The sequence below is a fragment of the Bryocella sp. genome, from assembly GCF_058498515.1.
Map to the genome: position 1 here is coordinate 42,872 of NZ_JBMHYI010000008.1, position 18,262 is coordinate 61,133.

Sequence of the window (18,262 nt, forward strand, 5' to 3'; positions counted from 1 at the left end):
GACGTGAAGTAAGGATTGAACCAACCCATGCCCCAACCGAACTCAGCCAGCAATACGTGGAACGTCGACCGTACGACAGCCCTCTATGAGCGCCCGGCGCTCGAGCCGCAGGATGTGGCGACGTTCAATACGGTCAAGGGCGATATCGAGAGCAGCTTCGCCTCGGGTCAGGTGGTGAAGTTCCTGGAGTCGCTGACGCGCTCGGGTCTGCGGATCCGGGAGTTCGAGTCAGTGGCCTCGGCCGGCAAGCTGGGTCTGCAGACGGCTCCGCTGTATGCGAAGCTGCCACCCGGCGACCAGGGGCAGATCCGCGAGTTTTACCTCGCGCAGCTGGAGCAGGTCGATCCTGCGCTGCGGAAGAAGTTCTTCAAGCTGTACGCGTACTACTGAGACGTGTAGACAGGCGACGCGACTTAGAGGCAGCGCACTCCCAAGACAATTAAAGGCCGCATCCGGAAGTCCCGGATGCGGCCTTTTCTTCGTGCCTTGCCTCGGGCGGACTATGCCGCCGCTGTGGAGAGCCTGCGCGCGGTGATGCCCAGCATCAGGCGGCTGAAGCCACTCCAGAAGATGACGAAGCCGATGAGCGTTCCGGGCACCCAGACGGCCGAGGGTCCCAGGTGGGTGAAGATCATGAGCGCGAGCAGAAGGTTGACGATGGCGGCGAGCAGGACCCAGGCTCCGCCGCCCAGGAGGCGCACGCCGAACCAGACGGCGAACTCGGTGAGAGAGGCGAAGAGGAGATAGAAGGCGAGGAGGGTGGTGACGGCCAGGAGCCCAGCGAGGGGGAACTTGAGGATCCAGAATCCGCCAACGAAGTAGAGGATCGCGACCAGCAGCTGATAAAGCAGGGCTCCGGCGCTGCGCAGATGGAACGCCAGGACGAGGTGAAGGATTCCGCCGAGGAGCAGCAGAAATCCGATATAGGTGGCCACAGCGAGGCCGGTAAGGAACGGGACGGCGATGGCGACGAGACCGGCGATCACCATGAGGATGCCGGTAAGGATGAGCCAACGGGTAGAGGTGGCGGCTAATGTGCGGGGGAACGTCATCCTGAATCTCCTTCTATTAGGTAGGGGTAAGCGATCAGAGAGGGGGTGCAGGGGATTTGGAGGGTCGGGGGTGAAGGCGCGAACTCTCAGGCCAGACAGCACTTACTGGATGGGCGCAAGGATACCACCGTGGGGTTTTGGGGAGGGAAACGGCGCCATGCTGCCTCTAGCCGAAAGGCCCGGTTTCGTGGATAATAGGGAAGGCAGTGCGTGGCCTGACCGCTCTGCTCTCCGTGAACACAATTCAGGAATTGGTCTGCAGGGGCCAACAAGCCCTGCGTCGCGGCGTGTTCGGTCCGAAAGGATATGGGCAAGCTGCTTGCCGGTCGAAGTGACCGGCCACGATAAAGGAAAGGAAACACCACAATGCGCGAAATCATTACCCTCCAGTGCCCGGACTGCAAGAACCGGAACTACTCGACGACGAAGAATAAGAAGACCACCACGGGCCGTCTCGAGTTCAAGAAGTTTTGCAACACGTGCCGCAAGCACACGCCGCACAAGGAAACGAAGTAGCAGCGGGCGCGTTGCGCCCGTTAGCGGGTCAGCGAGTTGGCGAGCTTCGCTCGTTAGCGGCAGTCTGGCTAACACCGCGTAGCGGTGCTAACGCGAAGGGCTGACTCGCTAACGCGCAGCGCTCGCTCCACGGGGGAGTAAGCTCAACGGTTAAACTGTCGGTCTCCAAAACCGAACTTCTCGGTTCGAATCCGAGCTCCCCCGCCAGATTGAGTCGCCGGTTTCCTGGGAATATGGAAGCCGGGTCAGCAGGAACAGGTATCAGTATCACGCAGCATCAGGAGTAGGCCATGTCGAAGACGGCCGTAGCAGAGACACACGAAGAAGGAACCATGGTGGAGCAGGCCCTTACCGGCCCCGCCAAACTGGTGCAGTTCTTCAAGGACACGCGTCAGGAGATGCGCAAGGTTGTTACGCCGACGCGCAACGAAGTGCAGTCGACGACGATCATCGTCATCGCGACGGTCTTCATCTTCGCGGCGTACTTTGCCCTGATCGATGCAACGCTGGGCCATGGCGTGGACCAGCTGATCGTGAAGCTGACCAAGCACTAAAGCGCGCCCTGGGCAACGACCCGGGGTGCAGCCAATTCCGCCGCGGGCAGTGTTGCAAGACAACCGTGGCGCGAGAGAGCAGATAAGCTGATGGCAGACGAATTGAACAACGAGCAGACCGAGAACCTCGAAGCGGAAGAGTTGGTGGCTGAGGCTACCGAGGGCGAGGGCATTCCCGTGCCGCCGGAAGAGACGGCCGAGGCTGCTCCGGCGCCGGAGAACCACTTCAAGTGGTACATCATCCATGCGTACTCGGGCTTTGAGCGCAAGGTCAAGGAGTCGCTCGAGTCCCGCGTGCGCGCGTACAAGCTCGAGGACAAGGTTGGGCGGATCGAGATCCCGACCGAGCCGACGACCGAGATGCGCAACGGCAAGAAGTACACGATTGATCGTGTGTTCCTTCCGGGATATGTGTTCGTGGAGATGGCGCTCGACAACGACATGTGGCACGTGGTGAAGAACACCCCGCGCGTCACCGGGTTCCTGCAGACGGGCGACCAGCCGAACGCGCTGAGCGAGGCTGAGGTGAACGCGATGCTCAACCGCTCGGACGCGACCAAGGAAAAGCCGAAGCTCAAGCTCAAGTTCACCAAGGGCGAGCAGGTTCGGATTACCGATGGGCCGTTTGCCAACTTCAATGGCGCAGTGGACGAGGTGAACGAAGACAAGCAGACCCTCAAGGTGATGGTCTCGATCTTCGGACGCCCGACACCGACCGAGGTCAGCTTTGCTTCTGTCGAAAAGGCAGAGGAGTAAGAGCAGCTTTTAGCCGTTAGCTTCTAGCTGCTAGCCAGAGGCAAAAGCGAGAAGCTTGCGAACAGATTTTGGGAGATACAGCCCGGCCGCTTCACCGGACCTTCTAACTCCCACTTGCAGTAGACGACGCCGGATACGGAGCTTCGCGCTTCGGCTGACGTCAGGATGACAATTCAGATGGGAGTGCGAGCGCGTTCTGTGTGAACGGCCGCACCGAAGAAGGATAGGAACATGGCACCGAAGAAGATCAATGGCTACGTCAAGCTGCAGATCACTGCAGGCAAGGCGACTCCGGCTCCTCCTGTTGGCCCCGCGCTGGGTCAGGCGCAGGTCAACATCATGGAGTTCTGCAAGCAGTTCAACGAGCGCACGAGCAAGGACCCGAACGTGGCCGGCATGACCGTCCCGGTCGTGATCACGGTGTACTCGGACCGCACGTTCTCGTTCATCACCAAGACCCCCCCGGCTCCGGTGCTGCTGCTAAAGGCCGCGGGCATCGAGAAGGGTTCGGGCACGCCGAACAAGGACAAGAAGGGCAAGGTCACCGAGAAGCAGATTCTGGAGATCGCCAAGGTGAAGATGCCGGATATGAATGCGGCTTCGATTGAAGCGGCGGCGAAGACGATTCGCGGCACGGCTCGCTCGATGGGGATCGACGTCGTCGCGTAAGCGATCGCGTTCGCAAGGAAAGATCAACGGCGTCCGGAGCTTATGCTCCTGACGCCGTTTTTTTCTGGGCAGCGAGGTGGATTTCGCTGGCGAAGAGCGGTCCCTCAGGGGCTGAAGCCCCTTGGAGGCGGTGCGGACATTTGGCGCGGCTGAAGCCGCGCGCTGCCGTTCGTGCCCATATCGAGACGCAGGCCGCTCCGCTTCGGTCATCACACAGTGGGAGCGTGGAACACGGCTTGGTAGCCCGTGCCTATGCGGTTGCGACCGGCGATGATGAGCGGATCTCGCGGCGGAGACGCCAGGCTGCGGCGAGGGAGCGGACGTCGCGACGCCAGCGGGGCAGGATGAGGGTCATCAGCAGGCCTTCCAGCTGGGAAAGGACTCCGATGGCGAGGCCGACGGTGAGCAGGGCGCCGGCGATCGCGAGGGTGATGTCGGGACCGTCGTCGGCAAGGAGCGCGGCCATGACGCCGAGCGACAATACCAGCCCTGCGAGCTTGGACAGGAAGGCGTGATAGCTGGAGGGCCGGCGGAAGCGGGCCATGTCGATGACGAAGCGAATGACTTCGAGCGCGATCATCACACCGACGACGGGGCGGTAGATGTCCCAGAGCTCGGGGCATTCCAGGGCGAACGTGATGGTGACGCCGAGGTAGAAGACGATGTCGGTCATGGAGTCGGTGAGACGGAGGGCGTCGGTGTCGGTCTTCCAACGACGGGCGAGCATGCCGTCGAAGATGTCGGAGAGCAGACCTGCGGCGACCATCGAGGCGAGCGCGAGGCCGTTCCAGCCGTTGAGCTGGCAGTAGATGAGCAGAGGGCCGAGGATGCCGCGGCCGAGGGCGAGCGACCAGGGGAAGAGCCGGCGAGGATCGAGAGGACCGAGAGGGTGCATGGGGACTGCTCCTTTCTGCAGTGAAGCCAGAGTAGGAGCGCGCCAGCGAGGGTGTGGGGCGGGCTATTGCAGTTTCGGGAGTGCCACAGGGAAGCAGCAGAACAGCGGAATAGCAGAACAGCAGAACAGCTGAGCAACCAGATTGCCGCTTCGCGCCGGATGGCAGGACTACCTCTAGGAAACGCTTGATTCGCCGTAGGTGCGGAGGAAGTCGCGGCCGGCGTCGGCGATGAGGGGGAAGACGATGAGCATTGGTTTCTTCGGGAGCAGGGGGAGCGTGGCGGTGTAGGCATCGCAGAGCAGGCCACCGGCCTGGTCGAGGCCACGGTGCCAGCCGCGGGTGGTGGTGTTGCGGAAGAGGAGCTGATCGTCGCTGAGACCGGCGGAGGTGAGCATGGTGCGCGCTCTCTCCAGGAAGCCGGGCCAGTGGGAGACGACGGCGACGAGGTGGCTGGCGGCCTGGCCCAGGCGTGGCTCGAGCCAGCCGCGGGCGGAGGTGATCTGGAGGGTCTGGAGTTCAACGCCGGAGCGCAGGGCGGAGCGGACGGCGCGTTCCTGGCTGGGGCGGCAGAGGGGGACGGCGCCGCGGAGATGCTGCACGTGGTCTTCGGGCGAGCAGGCGATGACGGGGAATTGGGTGGAGGCTTCGATTTCGGTCAGGAGGATCTGGCGGACCGCGGGATCGGGGTCGACGAGCAGGAAGTGGCTGGGCGGAGGCGCGGCGAGCCACTCGGCGACGCGGGCACGGACGTCGGCGATGGGCACCTCGAGGTCGCGGGCGAGGCGGAAGACGTGAGCGATGGCGTGGTCGAGCTGCCCCTTGGGTGTGGCCGGGCGGTCCTGCTGGGAGCGCACGTAGACGCCGCCGCCGCGGCGGTGCTCGGTCCAGCCGGTGCGCTCGAGCTGGCGATAGCCGGCGCTGACGGTGTTGGGGTGGATGGCGTAGCGGCGGGCGAGCTCTCGGGTGGAGGGCAGCCGTTCGCCGGGCTTGAGGTCGCCGGCGAGGATGGCGAGCTCAACCTGGGTGGTGAGCTGCTGGTAGAGCGGGACGTCGCTTCCGGGGGCAAACCAGAGTCGCACAGGGGCCTCAGGGGGATTGGGCTTCGCGGTGGGCAGGGACGAGCTTTGGGAAATTGTAGCTGTGGTTGGAGTCGGAACTGCACCCGGAATTCATGGCGGAAACAGGAGGGCGGAGCGGCCAGATTAGAGACGGTAAGGCGGAATGCGCGCTTGACGAGCCGATTGTGGGTGCGATGAAGGTCTTTTATGAGAGTTCCATTGGTAACTGCCAGTCCAAATCGAAGGGCGGTTGAAGTCTACATCGCGAGGAAAGCGTCCTGGTACATCCCACCTTTGACCGGCCGGAGGCGGCTTGGGGCCGATAGTCGTCCCAGGTTGGGAAAATGGCTTAAACAATGGACTTTTCCGCTGAAGGAAAGTCATGGGGCCGTACCGGGGTTGAAATCGAGAACGGTTCGACGAGAGAAGCCGATTCATATGTGCACCTTCAGTAACCGATGTGTAGGTTACGGAACCGCATACAGGGCTTGCCCTAAACGCACCGGCTAGTAACCCGAAGCGGTGATTGAGAGTTCCATAGGTCACCTCTAATCTCGGTTTCAGTAAGAGGGCTTGTCGCACCTGCAGTAGAGATTGCCGTCACCCCCACAAATTTCCCCCCAAGTTTCCCAAGGAGAACACCGATGAAGAACTTCATGCTCAACCTGATTGCAGAAGAGTCTGGCCAGGATTTGATCGAGTACGCCCTGGTTGCGGGCCTGATCGGCCTTGCCGCTGTCGCCGCCATGTCCACGCTTGCCACGAAGATCAGCACCGCTTTCAACACTGTTGGCAGCCAGCTGACCAGCGCTGTCTAGTCTGTTGCTCCAGAGTGACGCCCGGGACTTCACCGGGTTCCGAGCGTCACTCCAGAGCGCAACCTTCAACCTCAATCCCGTAGTGACTCTCCTGCGGGCTTCGATCCACAGCAATGAACAAGCAGCAGGCCACCGGCACGTAGCCGGCGGAGAGAATTGAGCACTCTGGTCGCACGACGAAGAGGGTGCTGAGTTCTGCTCACGCAGGCCAGGTCCCCGAGACGATCCCGGCACAAACACGACCGGCGCGACGGACACACGATTTCGACGGAGCAGCCCAGCCCATGGGGCTCCGCCACTGGAACAGGACATACTCCCATGACCATCGTCGAGAAACAGCTTCTGTACCCGGTCGCCGCCTCGCTTTGCGCCGTCATCGGCGCGGCCTGCGATGTGCGCACGCGCCGCATCCCGAACGTGCTGACCGGACCGGCTCTGCTGTTCGGGCTGGTGCTGCACGGCGTGCTGGACGGCTGGCATGGTGCAGGCACGGCGCTGGCCGCTGGTCTAATCTGCGGCGCGATCTTCCTGCTGTTCTATATCGCGGGCGGCATGGGCGCGGGGGACGTGAAGCTGATCGTCGCGGTGGGCTGCATTGCCGGCCTCTCGAACATTACCTATCTGCTGATCCTTACGGCGATCATGGGCGGCCTTATGGGCGTCGGCCTGGCCATGCTGAAGGGGAAGCTGAAGGAGACGCTGTTCAACGTTTCGACGATTACCAAGCATCACGGCGAAGTGGGCCTGAAGCCGCATCCTGAGCTGAACGTCCGCAACAACGCTACCCTGCGTCTCCCCTATGGCCTGGCCATTGCGGCGGGCGCGGTCGTCACGCTGTACCTCAACGGAGTGCAGAGATAATCATGCAGGCCCGCCGACTCATGACCGCGCTCTTGATGGCCCTGCTGGTCTCGGGCGTCTTCACCTTTTGGCTGAGCAGAAAGTTTGCCAAGCCTCACGAGGCCGTGACGCCCAAGCTGCTGTATGTGGCGACGGCGAAGGCACTGGATGCAGGTGAGGTCCTCACCGCATCGGACATGACATCGATCGAATGGCCCATGGGCACACCGCTGGAGGGGGCGCACACGACCGCCAAGGATCTCATCGGGCGCTCGCTGCTCTATCCGCTCTCGGCGGGTCAGCCGCTGCTCGACCAGCAGCTCACCGCCGCGGGGGCGGGAATCGGCCTTTCCGCAAAGATTCCGGATGGCATGCGTGCGGTATCGCTGCGCTCGGATGATGTTGCCGGTGTCGCAGGCTTCCTGCTTCCCGGCACGCGCGTGGATGTGCTGGTGACCCTCAACAAAGGCGGCGCTGCGGAATCCGTCACGCAGGTAGTGCTGCAGGATGTGCAGGTGCTGACTGCGGGACAGAACTCTACGCCGGACGCTACGGGCAAGCCGGTCTCGGCGAACGTCGTGACGCTGATGGTGACGCCGGACCAGGCGCAGAAGGTGGTGCTTGCCGCCGCCGTGGGAACCGTGCACTTCATTCTTCGTAACGGCAATGACCATGAGATGGCCGTTGCCGCTCCTGCGCCCGAAGCTCCAACGCCCGCACACCGCGAGCCTGTTCGAGTCGCGCCACCCCGTAGCCAGCCTGTTGTGATTGCCCGCCAACCCTACATGGTGCAGACGGTCAATGGCAGCACCACGACCGTGGAGAAGTTTCAGTGAGCCCGCGAATGAACAAGATCGAATGCAAGATGCTCGGCGCGGGACTTGTGAGTGTGTTGGGGACTATGTTGGCGGCATCGGCCGCGGCACAGACCATGGCACCAACTGACACGACTTCTGCGGGGCAGACGCACCGCATTGTGCTTCCGCGGCCGAAGGCTGCGCAGAACGCACCGTCTTCCGCGCGGGCCTTTGCAACAGCACCGATTGCGAGCTCAACGGCTGCCACACCAGCGCCTGACCAGGCTGCTGGGCAGGCCGCCGTCGCCGCGCTGATGCGCCAGATGGCCGCACTGCGCGACACACCTTCTTCGAACACGCACAAGACCACGACCGCTGCCACTCCGGCTCCTGGTGCGGCTGTGACGACTCCGGTGAAGGCCGGACCGGCTGCAGCGACGCATGTTCGTGCGAATGCTCTCAAGGCTTCTTCCACTCCGACCACGCTGGCTTCGAATGACACGATGCCTTCGATCGTGAGCCCGCGGACATCGATGACGAACGACGTGCTGGGCAACCTGGCGCCTCCTTCGTCCACGACGGATGCAGCAGCGTTTTCCGCGCCAGTCTCCAGCAGCGCCAGCAACTCGACGTTACAGTCTGCGGCAATTGCCCAGGTGCATGCTGCAGATCAGGGACCTGTGGTGCTTGCGCGCCATGGAGCCCACCCCGTGGAGAATGCGCCGGCGAACCCGTCCGCTGCGGCTCGCACGGCTCCGGCTGCAGCTCCCTCAACACCGGCAGCCGCTCTGGCCGCTGTTATCCCGCCGCCGATGACGGTGGTCTCCGCTCCGCTGGTCAGCGGAGCGATGATGGGCAACTTCAACAGCACGGAAGTAGCCGAGAAGATGATGCATGTGGCGGTGGGACATACGATCTTCATCGACACGCGCCGCCGGCTCACTCGTGTTTATGTCACCGACCCTTCGATCCTGAACAGCTATACCGCGAACCCTAATCAAATTGTGGTGACCGCGCTGAAGCCCGGCGCCAGCACGGTGCTGGTGTGGGATGAAGCGGGCGAGACGCAGGCCTATATGATCTCCGCGGACATGGGTGTGGAGGCGCTGCAGCGCGCACTCACTCAGGGCTTTCCGGGCGATGCCATCCATGTCGAAGGCGACGAGGATCGCGTGGTGCTGAGCGGCTACGTTGGCACGGAAGAGAACGCGATCAATGCTGGCAAGCTCTCCACGCAGTTCACGAAGAATGTGACGAACTCGCTGGTGGTGAACTCCTCGCGGGTGAAACAGGTTCGCCTGAAGGTTCGCATCGTTGAGGTAGACCGCTCCAAGCTTGCGGAGTTCGGTTTCAACTTCTTCAGCGTGGGCGGAAAGAACATCGCGTCGACGACCACGAATCAGTATTCGTCGAGCATCACTGGCGGTGGTACTTCGACGACGATCGGGAGCCCGCTGAACTTCAGTCTCTACAGCTCGAGGCTCAACGTTGGCATGACGCTCGAGGACCTGGCGACGGCGAACATTGCACAGATCCTCGCGGAGCCGACGATCACGTCGATGAGTGGCCAGAAGGCGAGCTTCATCGCCGGCGGCCAGTTCCCTTTCCCGGTGGTGCAGTCGAGCGCAGGCTCAGCTGCGACGGTGACGCTGCAGTTCATGCCCTATGGTGTGAAGCTGGACTTCACGCCGCGTGTGAATCCGGATGGCACGATCGACCTGAAGGTGACACCTGAGGTCAGTGCACTGGATTATGCGAATGCGGTGACGTTGGCCGGCTACACGGTACCCGCCATCTCGACGCGCAAGGCCGATACGGAGCTGGTGCTGGAGAGCGGACAGAGCTTCGCGATCTCCGGACTGCTCGATCAGCGCATTACCGATGTGCTGGAGCACACGCCAGGCATTTCCAGCGTGCCGATCCTGGGTGAGCTGTTCAAGTCGAAGAACGTCAACCGCTCCATCCAAGAGCTGGTAGTCATTGTTACGCCCACGCTCGTCGATCCGATCGCCGATGCGGCTGCAGCGGAGGCTGGTGCGCCACCTACACCCAACCAGCCGTTGCCGTTCCTCAACAGGGACAAGTTCGACCACGATCTGCCCAAGGGCGAAAAGAAACAGCAATAAGCAGGCAGGAGTTCCACGATGACCGAAGTCTTTACAGCGGGAGTGATCACGATCTGCGCGGATGAGCGTGTAGCCGAGCAGTTCGTGCAGGCTGTGGAGCGCAAGCCGTGGCTTCTTATCGCGGCCAACTTCGAAGGTTATGTTTCGGCACAGCGCCGGCCCTATATCTCGCCAGAGCTGAAGGCCGCGAACGGCGCCATTGCGCTGGTGGACTTCGATCACGACCCCGAGCAGGCGCTGGAGAGCATCAAGTTTCTGCGCCAGGTGTTTCCGCGCATCATGGTGGTGGCGCTGGCGGCGGATCGCGCGCCCGAGCTGCTGTTGATGGCCATGCGCGCGGGTTGCAACGAATTTCTGCCCAAGCCGTTCAATGCCTCGGCCCTGGGCGACATCCTCGACCAGATGGAGAGCCAGTTCGCGATTCAGGAAGCTGTCGAGGAGCCCAAGGGCACGGTGATCTCCTTCTTTGGCGCCAAGGGTGGCGTGGGTACGACGACGCTCGCAGTGCACCTGGCGATGTACCTGGTGCAGTGCCAGAGCAAGAAGGTTCTGCTCATCGACACGCACGAAGAGCTTGGACACGTCTGCGTGTACCTGGGACTGGACGGCACGCGCTACCACTTCCACGAAGTGGTGCGCAACGTGGACAGGCTGGACAGCGAGCTGCTGCGCGGCTATGTGGCGCGCCATGCGAGTGGGCTCGAGGTGCTGTCGTCGCCGGATGTGTGTGGAGGCGGCCGGCCCATCGATTCCGATAGCGTGCGCAAGACGCTTGAGTTTCTGCGCGGCGAGTATGACTACGTGATCCTGGACTGCGAGACGGACCTCGACGACATCACGATGTCGATGATCGAGTCCTCGTCGCGGACCTACATTGTCGCGACGCCGGAGATCGGCGCGGTGCGCGATCTCTCGCGTTATGTCGACTCGCTGATCCAGCACGATTTCACGACCGACAAGATCAGCGTGGTGATCAACCGCTTCTCGTCGCGCTATGCGGTCAACGTGGAGCAGATCGAAAAGGCGATTCGTCTGCCGGTGGAGATCAGACTGCCGAATGCTTACATGGACCTGGTCCGCGCGGTGAACCTCGGCGATCCGATTCCACCGTCGCGCAAGGGAGACTTCACGCTGCAGTTTGTGCGCTGGTCGGCAGCGCTGGTGGGGACTTCGCAGGGGATGCCCACTGCGACCAACACGGTGAAGAAGAAGGATTCGATGTTTGCGCTGTGGGGCAAGTAGCGCCTTAGAGATTGTTTGTACAGATAGTTTGCACATGGTTTCCGCCGATCGCGTTCGACCGGCCGCACAGCATAAGGAACCAAGAGGGCCTGAAGCATGAGTACCGCATCCAGCTATCCCGATCGATCGCAGCAGCCTCCCCCTGGGACTGGCGTGCGTGCGCCACAGCGCGGCGTGCCCGAAGCTGTGCAGCAACAGATCAAGATTGCCGTGCATCAGGAACTCATCAAGCGGATGGACCTCGATAAGCTTGCCGAGGTGACGGCGACGCGCAGTGGACAGGCGCAGCTGTTTACGCTGATTCAGCAACTCCTCGTCGAGCAGGGCATTCCCCTGAGCGGCATGGAGCGCGACCGCCTGGCGCAGGAAGTTGTGGATGAGGTCTTCGGGCTTGGTCCGCTGGAGCAGCTGCTGAAGGACCCGACGGTCAGCGATATTCTCGTCAACACGGCGAGCAAGGTGTACGTCGAGCGTCGCGGCATGCTGGAGAAGACCTCCATCACCTTCCGCGATAACAAGCACCTGATGCATGTGATCGACAAGATTGTGTCGGCTGTCGGCCGGCGCATCGACGAGTCGTCGCCGATGGTGGACGCTCGTCTTGCGGATGGCTCGCGCGTCAATGTCATCATTCCGCCGCTGGCCATCGATGGGCCCTGCATGTCGATCCGCCGTTTTGGCAACAAAGCGCTGGAGGCTGCGGATCTGATTCGCAACACCATGCTGACGCAGCCCATGATGGATCTGTTGCGTGGAGCTGTGAAAGCTCGTCTCAATATCGTCGTCTCGGGTGGTACCGGCGCCGGTAAGACCACGTTGCTCAATGTCCTCTCCGGCTTCATCAGCGAGGACGAGCGCGTGGTCACGATTGAGGACTCAGCCGAACTCGCGCTGAAGCAGGAGCACGTGGTGCGGCTCGAGACTCGGCCTCCGAACGTAGAGGGCACAGGAGCAATCCGTCAGCGCGAGCTGGTCATCAACGCGCTGCGTATGCGTCCCGACCGCATCGTGCTGGGTGAGGTCCGTGGCGAAGAGTGCCTGGACATGCTGCAGGCGATGAACACGGGCCATGACGGATCGATAACGACGATCCACTCCAACACACCGCGCGATGCGATTGCGCGTATGGAGACGATGGCGATGATGGGCGACATTCGACTGCCGGAGAAGGCCATCAAGGCCCAGATCGCGGCGGCGGTTCATCTCATCGTGCAGGTGTCGCGGCAGGCCGATGGAAGCCGTCGTATTACGCACATCACAGAAATTGCCGGAGCTTTCGAAGACGTCATCAGCATGACGGACCTGTTTATCTTCGAGAAGCTGGGCATCGGAGCCAATGGCAAGGTGCGTGGACGCTTCAAGTCCACAGGGATTATGCCGAAGTTCGCTGAAAAGCTGACCGCCTGTGGCATCGAGCTGCCGCAATCCATGCGGGATCACGTGCAGGAGATCTAGAGTCGATGGTTCTCATCGTCGTTTCCGCACTGTTCATGGCGTTCCTGACGTTCGGGATCGTCATGCTCGTGCTGCGTCCCAGCCGGGAGGAGAAGAAGCTCGACCGCCGCGTGGTGCAGGTGAAGGCTGCGACGCCCGGGCAGGAGGCGGCGGGGATCAGCGAGGACCTTCGCCAGTACCTGAAGGTGGAGGAGCAGGGCGCGTTCGGCTGGATCGAGGATCTGATCGATACGTCGTCGCTGCATCGTAAGCTGCAGCTTCTGATCCTGCAGGCGGACAGCACGATTACGGTTGGCAACATGCTGGTGGCGAGCCTGGGAATCGGTGTCGTCATCGCGCTTGCCATCGAAATTTTTCTTCACCTGCTGTGGGTCGCCATTGCGGCGGGACTGGCGGGCATGTTCCTACCTTTTGCCGTGCTGGGATGGCGGAGAACGCGTCGCCTGAACAAGTTCAACAGCGTGCTCGCGGAGGCAATCGACATGATGGCGCGATCGTTGCGTGCTGGACACTCGCTGCCGGCGGCGTTGGGTGTTGTGGCCTCGCAGGCGCTGCAGCCGGTGAGGGCTGAGTTCGACGAGGTCTACAAGAAGCAGAACCTCGGCCTGCCTCTGCGCGAGGCCATGATGCAGATGCTGGACCGTGTGCCCTCGCAGGACCTTCGCGTCTTCGTGACCGGAGTGCTGGTACAGAAGGATACGGGAGGCAATCTCGCGGAGATTCTCGATCGCATCGTGCATGTGATTCGGGAACGCGTGAGGATCCAGGGTGAGATTCGTGTGCATACGGCGCAGGGCCGCATGACAGGGTGGATCCTAACGGGGCTGCCCGTGGTGCTGCTGCTGCTGATCAACGTGGTGGACCCGGGATACTCGACCGTGTTGTTCAACACCACCATTGGAAACTACCTGATCTATACCGGAGTCGGCCTGCTGGTCGTGGGCGGTGTGATCATTCGCAGCATCATCAACGGGATTGAGATCTAGCCATGAGCCAGATGGTCTTCTTTATCTGCATCGGATTCACCGCCTTCTGCATGGTGGCGCTGTTGCTGGTCCCGGTGCTCGTCAAGCCGTCACCGGAAGCGCAGCGCATCATGGACGTGGTCACGAGCTCACGCCCGGATGAGCGCATGGTGCGCAGCAAGGAGAAGGCAACGGAGATGCTGCTGGAGATGGCGCGCAACCTTCGCGCCAAGCTCGGGCTGACGGAGAATCGCAAGCTCAAGACGCGATTGATGGCTGCTGGCATGCGCAGCGCGGGGACGGCGGACGTATTCTTTACGGTGCAGCTGGGTTGCCCGCTGCTGGGACTGTTCGCTGGAAGTTTCGTCCACAGCAACACGTTCTTCTGGGCGTTCGCGTTGGCCATTCTCGGATTCATGGGGCCGGACATGTGGCTCTCGCGGATGGTGAATGCGCGCAAAATGCGCATCCGCAAGAGCCTTCCTGACGCGATGGACATGCTGGTGATCTGCGTAGACGCGGGCCTCGGCATAGACCAGGCGCTGCTGCGCGTGGGTGAGGAACTCGCGGTGAGCTACCCTGACATCAATGAGGAGTTCACGCAGGTGCACCTCGAGCAGCGCGCAGGCAAGCCGCGGCTGGAAGCGTGGGAGAGCCTGGCGCAGAGGACGCAGATCGAGGAGTTCGCGGCGTTCGTTGCGATGCTGGTGCAGACCGACCGCTTCGGTACGCCGATCGGCAAGGCGCTGTCCCGCTTCTCCGAGGACCTGCGCATGAAGCGACGTCAGCATGCCGAAGAGGCCGCATCGAAGACCAAGATCAAGATTATCTTCCCGCTGGTGCTGTGCATTTTTCCGTGCATCTTTATCGTGCTGCTGGCGCCTGCCGTGCTGTCTATCATGGATGGCATGACAAAGATGGGATCTTAGAAGCCCGATGGGCCGTAGAAAACCAAAGTAATAGGGCAGTGGGGATGGCTGGCGTGTTGCGAGGATTTGTTCCTCGCAGCGCGTTTCCGCATGTGCATAAACCCCTTGCAGCTGTTGGCGATCCGTATACCGCCCTGCAGGTTTTCCGGGGATGGCTGGGACACGGCAGCTGGTCCCCGGACGGTACCAAACACCGCACTTTTGTGTGATTGAAGCCGCTGTTTGCGTCGGGGATGATTGCCTCGTTGGACTTATTGGATTTGGTTTAGCGACTCCGGAGCTACTCCAGAAAGGAGGCATCATTCATGGATACTTCTCTGCTCGTTCGCGTCGCGGCCGGTGTTCTCGCCGCCGTTGTGCTGGGTGTCATCGTCGTTCGTCGTAAGAAGAACGCATAAGCCAAACTCTCTTGGAGCTTAGTCGCAGATGCGCGTGGTCAAGGTAGTCAACCAGACAAACGGTGCAGTGGTCGGCGATCATGTCGAGGTCGCGGATACTTCCCTTACGCGCTTCTGGGGTCTGCTCGGTCGTCGTGGACTCAAGGCTGGAGGAGGCCTCTGGATCAAGCCTTCCTCCGGCATTCACACCCTCGGCATGATGTTCCCCATCGATGTCGTGGGTCTCGATAAGAACCTTCAGGTGATCAAACTGTGGAAGCGCATCGTGCCCTTCCGCGTCACGTCGGTCAACATGAAGATCAAGAGTGTGGTCGAACTTCCGGCTGGCCACATCGATGACAATGGCATCAACCTTGGCGACTCGCTCGCCATCCAGTAGATCGCCCAGGCAAAACAGCCTGGACGAGACACCCCACAGTTTCTTTGAAGGAATCGCCCCGCGTATGCGGGGCGATTCGCTTTTGGGCTGAGAGGCCCTCAGCGATTAAAGCCGCGTCGATTCCTTCCCGACCGATTGTCATGGCTGAAGCCGTGACTTGCCGTTCGCGCCCGGTGATCAGAACCTTTATGACTTGCCGTTCGTGGCAGCAATCAGAATCGCTTCGTGCTGTGAGGGTGTTATGGAGTTCACGCCCAGGGGGTGCTCTGCGCTGCGTGAGAACAGGATCAGGAGCAGCACTCCCTGGATAAGTCCGCCGTAGAGGAAGATGCGCGGATAGGTGAGGAGGACGAAGGATGCGAAGAGTGGAAGAAAGAGTCGCAGCGTCCCGCTGTAGCCTTTGAGTTTCACCTGGGCGCGCTCGGCGTCCAACGCCGAAAGCACGAGGAGCGCCCACGCGGGGAAGAGCTCGACGATGGAGTAGAAGTAGGCGATGGGCGGCAGCATGATCATGAAGCTGGTGACGGCCAGTACCTGGTTCTCAACGGGAAGATGCATGATCTTGCGAAAGAACATGAGCGCGAAGATGGCGGCAAAGAGAATGTAGTAGTAGATCGTGAGGCGGCTGGAGTCGACGCTGAGGATGATGGCGAGGATCTTCGCGAACTGGAAGAGCGAGTGATTGGAGGAGAGCTCATGCAGGTTGAACTCGTTGCCGCGGGTTTCCTGGAAGCCGAAGATGTTGTGCAACGAGCCATGCAGCGCGATCGGGACGCTGGGGCCAAGCCACAGCATCGAGAGCCATGTTGCTGCAAGGAACGAGACGATGGCCAGCGCGAAGGCGCCGTACTTCCTGCGTGAGAGGAAGAGCACGAAGAAGAGTACGGGATAGAGCTTGGTGGCGGCGGCGAGCCCCCAGAGCACCGCCGCGAGCCGATTGCGGTCGCGCACGAATGCGACGATGCCGAGTGAAGCGAAGATCCAGACGAAGAGCTCGATGTTGCCGCGCTCGATGAGTCCGGGGACGGGGAAGGAGAGCGCTGCGATGGAGAGCGGAAACAGCGTGGCGGTGAGGGGGCGGACGCCGCGATGGATCATCGCACAGCGCAACATCCACACGCCTGCGACGATCCATACGCCAGCCACGGCGAAGTAGAACAACAGTGGATGCGGCGTGAGATAGCAGATGCGATAGAGCACAGCGCCGAAGGGCGGATAGGCAACGGCGGGCGCGTCCGGCGGATGGAAGAATGCGGCGGTGTGGAGGTAGCGGAAGGTCCGCAGGTACTCGTAGAGGTCGCTGAAGGGGTATTGCGTGAAGGGGTTGTAGCGCAGGCCGAGCCAGTAACGGATCTGCGCGGTAATCCAGGTGAGGGCGAAGATGGCGGTGGTGGCGATCCAGAAGCGGCGCAGGACGGCGGGCAGTGGCATGGTCACCGGAGAGCTGTGTTCGTCGCGTGCAGAGGAGTTAGGCTGCGGCATCGGCTTCCTCGCGCTTGCGGAAGGCGGAGGCCAGCGCTACGCCGGCGAGGACAGTGAGTACAGGATCGATCTCGAGCCGGTAGCGGAACTCCGCGTGCGTGATGTAGTACGGCACGGGGAAGAGGATGAGCGGAAGCGCGAGCAGAGAAGCGACGGCATAGCGTCGTGCGCGCAGCAGTGCGATGAGACCGAGGAGTCCGTACAGGGTTGTCAATGTGGCATGCAGCACGTACAAGGGCGAGCCTTGCGAGTTGCCATTACCGCTCCAGAAGCGGATGAAGCGGCGGGCGGTCATCGTGACAAATGCACCGGGGTGTCCCAGGATCTCCTGCTTTGCGAGCTGCGACTTGTGGTTGGTGTAAGCGAGCTCGCCCATGCGCTTGTAGTCGTCGAGCTCCTGCTGGTTGTAGCTGGGGAAGACCGTCTCGTTCAAGTAGCCATGCGATGCGGGGAGATTGCCCATCCAGAGCTCGAAGCCGACGGTGGTGCGCAGCGGGATGAAGGCGTGGAAGACGCGCGCGTTGCGGATAGGCCACGTCGAGAAGAGGATCGCGAAGGTGAGCAGAGAGATGGCGAGGCCGGAGCGCATGTGTGGGAAGCTGCTCCATGTGACGACGGCCAGCCACACGAGCACGGCGAGGATGGTGAGCAGCAGCGCGGGGTTGAGGAGTGCGAGCAGGGCCGAGAGCGCGCCAAGGCCGAGCCATGTGGAGAGGGTGGGCCGTTCGCTGGCGCGAAGGGCGAGCACCAGGAGGAGCATCAGCAGCGCAATGGAGAGGGAGGTCTCCCAGAAGATGCTGGGCATCCAGAGGAGTGGGAGCGAGCAGGCCCACACGAGGCCCGCGATGAGCGCTGCGGTTCGACCGGCGAGCCTGCGCGCGAGGGCCATCATGAGCGCGATGGTGAGGAGATTGGCCGCGGTGTGGAGCAAGAGCAACACGGCTTCGGAGGCTTGCGAGTAAACGCCGAAGAGCTTGAAGATGGCGGCGACGAGGATCGGATAGACGGGCGCGATGAAGGCTGTGGGGCCGGTGGGTGGGCCGAAGGGATTGCTGAGGCCCTGGCCTCTGAGGAGCGATTCGGCGAGCCAGCCCATCTCGAGGCCACGGCCGAAGAGCCAGCCGCGCGGCTGCTGCGTGAGGACGCTCCAGACGACGTAGAGCCGTAGCAGCGCGCCGATCGCGAGGACGATGACGAAGTCCCAGCGGCCGCGCTGCGATGTAGGTTTCGTGGTGATTGGGGGCGGCATCCTCGAGGAAAGTCTACGCGGGTGAGGTGCGGTCCTGGCCTACGCAATGCTCAGGCGCGAACCGCCGAGGGCAACAGCGAG

Annotated in this window: 20 protein-coding genes and 1 tRNA gene; 16 read left to right on the top strand and 5 right to left on the bottom strand. The window is 61.9% G+C overall.

The features are described 5' to 3' along the window. Window positions 1-27: 27 nt before the first annotated feature. A complete protein-coding gene (locus tag AC5E6W_RS02200) occupies window positions 28-390 on the top strand; it encodes a hypothetical protein (protein ID WP_491750621.1) in 363 nt (120 codons plus the stop codon). Between the two features lie 110 nt (window positions 391-500). Here the strand turns inward: AC5E6W_RS02200 and AC5E6W_RS02205 are convergent, their stop codons facing one another. After that, on the bottom strand, window positions 501-1,052 hold the full coding sequence (locus AC5E6W_RS02205; RefSeq protein WP_491750622.1) for an HdeD family acid-resistance protein: 552 nt from the start codon (window positions 1,050-1,052) through the stop codon (window positions 501-503). Between the two features lie 366 nt (window positions 1,053-1,418). Here AC5E6W_RS02205 and rpmG point away from each other — a divergent pair, with 366 nt between their 5' ends. From rpmG to rplK, 5 genes are all read left to right on the top strand, one after another. Beyond that, window positions 1,419-1,568 carry a 50S ribosomal protein L33 gene (rpmG, locus tag AC5E6W_RS02210; RefSeq protein ID WP_491750623.1) on the top strand — a complete coding sequence of 50 codons (150 nt, stop codon included), beginning with the start codon at window positions 1,419-1,421 and terminating at the stop codon, window positions 1,566-1,568. Between the two features lie 131 nt (window positions 1,569-1,699). Then, window positions 1,700-1,775: transfer RNA gene (locus tag AC5E6W_RS02215), tRNA-Trp, on the top strand. An 83-nt stretch (window positions 1,776-1,858) separates the two neighbouring features. Further along, window positions 1,859-2,122 carry a preprotein translocase subunit SecE gene (gene secE / locus AC5E6W_RS02220; RefSeq protein WP_491750624.1) on the top strand — a complete coding sequence of 88 codons (264 nt, stop codon included), beginning with the start codon at window positions 1,859-1,861 and terminating at the stop codon, window positions 2,120-2,122. Between the two features lie 90 nt (window positions 2,123-2,212). Further along, window positions 2,213-2,878, top strand: a complete 666-nt coding sequence (nusG, locus tag AC5E6W_RS02225) for a transcription termination/antitermination protein NusG (protein ID WP_491750625.1) — start codon at window positions 2,213-2,215, stop codon at window positions 2,876-2,878. Between the two features lie 231 nt (window positions 2,879-3,109). Beyond that, window positions 3,110-3,547 (top strand): 50S ribosomal protein L11, encoded by a 438-nt coding sequence (rplK, locus tag AC5E6W_RS02230; protein ID WP_491750626.1) that lies wholly within the window; start codon window positions 3,110-3,112, stop codon window positions 3,545-3,547. Between the two features lie 250 nt (window positions 3,548-3,797). On the opposite strand, the gene AC5E6W_RS02235 is transcribed toward rplK, so the two are convergent. Then, window positions 3,798-4,442 carry a CDP-alcohol phosphatidyltransferase family protein gene (locus AC5E6W_RS02235; RefSeq protein WP_491750627.1) on the bottom strand — a complete coding sequence of 215 codons (645 nt, stop codon included), beginning with the start codon at window positions 4,440-4,442 and terminating at the stop codon, window positions 3,798-3,800. A 174-nt stretch (window positions 4,443-4,616) separates the two neighbouring features. Further along, window positions 4,617-5,522, bottom strand: a complete 906-nt coding sequence (locus tag AC5E6W_RS02240) for a GntR family transcriptional regulator (RefSeq protein WP_491750628.1) — start codon at window positions 5,520-5,522, stop codon at window positions 4,617-4,619. Between the two features lie 623 nt (window positions 5,523-6,145). Between AC5E6W_RS02240 and AC5E6W_RS02245 the strand changes: the two genes are divergently transcribed. From AC5E6W_RS02245 to AC5E6W_RS02290, 10 genes are all read left to right on the top strand, one after another. Further along, window positions 6,146-6,319, top strand: a complete 174-nt coding sequence (locus AC5E6W_RS02245) for a Flp family type IVb pilin (protein ID WP_491750629.1) — start codon at window positions 6,146-6,148, stop codon at window positions 6,317-6,319. A gap of 318 nt (window positions 6,320-6,637) precedes the next feature. Further along, entirely contained in the window at window positions 6,638-7,180 is a 543-nt protein-coding gene (locus AC5E6W_RS02250; RefSeq protein ID WP_491750630.1) for an A24 family peptidase, read from the top strand. 2 nt (window positions 7,181-7,182) lie between these two features. Beyond that, entirely contained in the window at window positions 7,183-7,995 is an 813-nt protein-coding gene (gene cpaB / locus AC5E6W_RS02255) for a Flp pilus assembly protein CpaB (RefSeq protein WP_491750631.1), read from the top strand. An 8-nt stretch (window positions 7,996-8,003) separates the two neighbouring features. Then, window positions 8,004-10,082, top strand: coding sequence for a type II and III secretion system protein family protein (locus AC5E6W_RS02260; RefSeq protein WP_491750632.1), 2,079 nt, complete (start codon window positions 8,004-8,006; stop codon window positions 10,080-10,082). 18 nt (window positions 10,083-10,100) lie between these two features. Next, window positions 10,101-11,324 (top strand): CpaE/TadZ family protein, encoded by a 1,224-nt coding sequence (locus AC5E6W_RS02265; protein ID WP_491750633.1) that lies wholly within the window; start codon window positions 10,101-10,103, stop codon window positions 11,322-11,324. Between the two features lie 96 nt (window positions 11,325-11,420). Then, a complete protein-coding gene (locus AC5E6W_RS02270) occupies window positions 11,421-12,779 on the top strand; it encodes a TadA family conjugal transfer-associated ATPase (RefSeq protein WP_491750634.1) in 1,359 nt (452 codons plus the stop codon). A 5-nt stretch (window positions 12,780-12,784) separates the two neighbouring features. Further along, complete coding sequence (locus AC5E6W_RS02275; protein ID WP_491750635.1) at window positions 12,785-13,765, top strand: type II secretion system F family protein; 981 nt, start codon at window positions 12,785-12,787, stop codon at window positions 13,763-13,765. Between the two features lie 2 nt (window positions 13,766-13,767). Beyond that, the gene (locus AC5E6W_RS02280) at window positions 13,768-14,673 is read left to right on the top strand and encodes a type II secretion system F family protein (protein WP_491750636.1); all 906 of its coding nucleotides are present in this window, start codon (window positions 13,768-13,770) and stop codon (window positions 14,671-14,673) included. A gap of 305 nt (window positions 14,674-14,978) precedes the next feature. Beyond that, window positions 14,979-15,071 carry an LPXTG cell wall anchor domain-containing protein gene (locus AC5E6W_RS02285; RefSeq protein WP_491750637.1) on the top strand — a complete coding sequence of 31 codons (93 nt, stop codon included), beginning with the start codon at window positions 14,979-14,981 and terminating at the stop codon, window positions 15,069-15,071. A 28-nt stretch (window positions 15,072-15,099) separates the two neighbouring features. Further along, entirely contained in the window at window positions 15,100-15,450 is a 351-nt protein-coding gene (locus AC5E6W_RS02290; RefSeq protein ID WP_491750638.1) for a DUF192 domain-containing protein, read from the top strand. A gap of 186 nt (window positions 15,451-15,636) precedes the next feature. Here the strand turns inward: AC5E6W_RS02290 and AC5E6W_RS02295 are convergent, their stop codons facing one another. Both AC5E6W_RS02295 and AC5E6W_RS02300 read right to left on the bottom strand, forming a co-directional pair. Next, window positions 15,637-16,932: a glycosyltransferase 87 family protein gene (locus AC5E6W_RS02295; RefSeq protein ID WP_491750639.1), complete on the bottom strand. Its 1,296-nt coding sequence runs from the start codon at window positions 16,930-16,932 to the stop codon at window positions 15,637-15,639. Further along, window positions 16,919-18,181: a glycosyltransferase family 39 protein gene (locus AC5E6W_RS02300; protein ID WP_491750640.1), complete on the bottom strand. Its 1,263-nt coding sequence runs from the start codon at window positions 18,179-18,181 to the stop codon at window positions 16,919-16,921. Before AC5E6W_RS02300 ends, AC5E6W_RS02295 begins: the two co-directional genes overlap by 14 nt. Between the last annotated feature and the right edge of the window lie 81 nt (window positions 18,182-18,262).

Bases quoted from the DNA above. Each gene is read 5' to 3' on its own strand.
- AC5E6W_RS02200 (WP_491750621.1), top strand. From the start codon at position 28: ATGCCCCAACCGAACTCAGCCAGCAATACGTGGAACGTCGACCGTACG.
- AC5E6W_RS02205 (WP_491750622.1), bottom strand. From the start codon at position 1,052: ATGACGTTCCCCCGCACATTAGCCGCCACCTCTACCCGTTGGCTCATC.
- rpmG (WP_491750623.1), top strand. From the start codon at position 1,419: ATGCGCGAAATCATTACCCTCCAGTGCCCGGACTGCAAGAACCGGAAC.
- secE (WP_491750624.1), top strand. From the start codon at position 1,859: ATGTCGAAGACGGCCGTAGCAGAGACACACGAAGAAGGAACCATGGTG.
- nusG (WP_491750625.1), top strand. From the start codon at position 2,213: ATGGCAGACGAATTGAACAACGAGCAGACCGAGAACCTCGAAGCGGAA.
- rplK (WP_491750626.1), top strand. From the start codon at position 3,110: ATGGCACCGAAGAAGATCAATGGCTACGTCAAGCTGCAGATCACTGCA.
- AC5E6W_RS02235 (WP_491750627.1), bottom strand. From the start codon at position 4,442: ATGCACCCTCTCGGTCCTCTCGATCCTCGCCGGCTCTTCCCCTGGTCG.
- AC5E6W_RS02245 (WP_491750629.1), top strand. From the start codon at position 6,146: ATGAAGAACTTCATGCTCAACCTGATTGCAGAAGAGTCTGGCCAGGAT.
- AC5E6W_RS02250 (WP_491750630.1), top strand. From the start codon at position 6,638: ATGACCATCGTCGAGAAACAGCTTCTGTACCCGGTCGCCGCCTCGCTT.
- cpaB (WP_491750631.1), top strand. From the start codon at position 7,183: ATGCAGGCCCGCCGACTCATGACCGCGCTCTTGATGGCCCTGCTGGTC.
- AC5E6W_RS02260 (WP_491750632.1), top strand. From the start codon at position 8,004: ATGAACAAGATCGAATGCAAGATGCTCGGCGCGGGACTTGTGAGTGTG.
- AC5E6W_RS02265 (WP_491750633.1), top strand. From the start codon at position 10,101: ATGACCGAAGTCTTTACAGCGGGAGTGATCACGATCTGCGCGGATGAG.
- AC5E6W_RS02270 (WP_491750634.1), top strand. From the start codon at position 11,421: ATGAGTACCGCATCCAGCTATCCCGATCGATCGCAGCAGCCTCCCCCT.
- AC5E6W_RS02275 (WP_491750635.1), top strand. From the start codon at position 12,785: ATGGTTCTCATCGTCGTTTCCGCACTGTTCATGGCGTTCCTGACGTTC.
- AC5E6W_RS02280 (WP_491750636.1), top strand. From the start codon at position 13,768: ATGAGCCAGATGGTCTTCTTTATCTGCATCGGATTCACCGCCTTCTGC.
- AC5E6W_RS02285 (WP_491750637.1), top strand. From the start codon at position 14,979: ATGGATACTTCTCTGCTCGTTCGCGTCGCGGCCGGTGTTCTCGCCGCC.
- AC5E6W_RS02290 (WP_491750638.1), top strand. From the start codon at position 15,100: ATGCGCGTGGTCAAGGTAGTCAACCAGACAAACGGTGCAGTGGTCGGC.
- AC5E6W_RS02295 (WP_491750639.1), bottom strand. From the start codon at position 16,932: ATGCCGCAGCCTAACTCCTCTGCACGCGACGAACACAGCTCTCCGGTG.
- AC5E6W_RS02300 (WP_491750640.1), bottom strand. From the start codon at position 18,181: ATGCCGCCCCCAATCACCACGAAACCTACATCGCAGCGCGGCCGCTGG.